The 944-nt window shown below is 56.8% G+C and carries 2 protein-coding genes; one reads left to right on the top strand and one right to left on the bottom strand.

The window, feature by feature from the left end:
• Positions 1-67 precede the first annotated feature (67 nt).
• A complete protein-coding gene (locus AC1DH9_RS29890; RefSeq protein WP_019692864.1) occupies positions 68-526 on the top strand; it encodes a VOC family protein in 459 nt (152 codons plus the stop codon).
• Positions 527-685: 159 nt separating this feature from the next.
• On the opposite strand, the gene AC1DH9_RS29885 is transcribed toward AC1DH9_RS29890, so the two are convergent.
• On the bottom strand, positions 686-944 hold a 259-nt coding region (locus AC1DH9_RS29885; protein WP_477809421.1), incomplete at its 5' end, for a GNAT family N-acetyltransferase.

The following is a 944-nucleotide window of genomic DNA, read 5'->3' as shown; positions in this document are numbered from 1 at the left end:
ATAGTGAATCGACCGGAAATCGGCGAAGGATTTGCGACATCCACCCACAAGAATATGGAGAACGGTCATGAGCGTTAAACCCATTCCCGAGGGTTATCACAGCGTCACACCCTACTTGGGAATCCAGAAATCAGCCGAGGCAATCGACTTTTACAAAAAAGCCTTCGGCGCTACGGAAGTCATGCGTCTGGCGATGCCCGACGGCAGCGTCGGCCATGCCGAACTGCGCATTGGCGACTGCGCCATCATGCTCGGTACACCGTGCGATCAAGGCCCGCTGAGCAACCCCGACAAATCACCGTCCGTGGGCTTGCATCTGTATGTCGAGGACGTGGACAAAAGCTACGCCCAGGCAATCAAGGCAGGTGGCACGGTGGTTTCGGAAGTGAAAGATCAGTTCTACGGCGACCGCTCGGGCACCTTGAAGGACCCCTTCGGCCATGTGTGGTTCCTGTCGTCACGCAAGGAAAACCTGACTCAGGCACAAATCGAAGCACGGGCGAAGGAGATGTTCAAACAGCAGTAACCCCTCGCCTCTGCCTGAGCTGTCGAAGGCTACGATCTGAGGATAGTGACCAAAACTGCACACCCGTAAGTGCGCACTCCGATTCAGGCGCGCACTTACGGGTTTTCCTGTTCTGGAAACACATCAGAGCCGTAAGGACTTACATCGTTGGGTGGATGTTCATGAGGGTGGTGCCAGCGATTTCTCCATAGGGATCGCTGTAAGCCCGGCGATGCTGAAGGGTTGTGCACATTGCCGGAAGCCAAGGTGCTGGAAAAAGTCCTCGCCGGTACGGGTGCTGTTCAGTCGTGTCTGAGTGAAGCCCTGGTCGAGCAGCCAGCCTTCCAGGCCCTGGATCAACGCCTGCCCGGCACCCCGGCGAAACCATTCGGGCAGAACGTAACAAAAGGCAACTTTACCGCTGACAGCGGCCATGGCC

It is taken from the genome of Pseudomonas sp. 05T35, from assembly GCF_056396605.1.
This window is presented reverse-complemented; position numbering and strand designations above follow the sequence as displayed.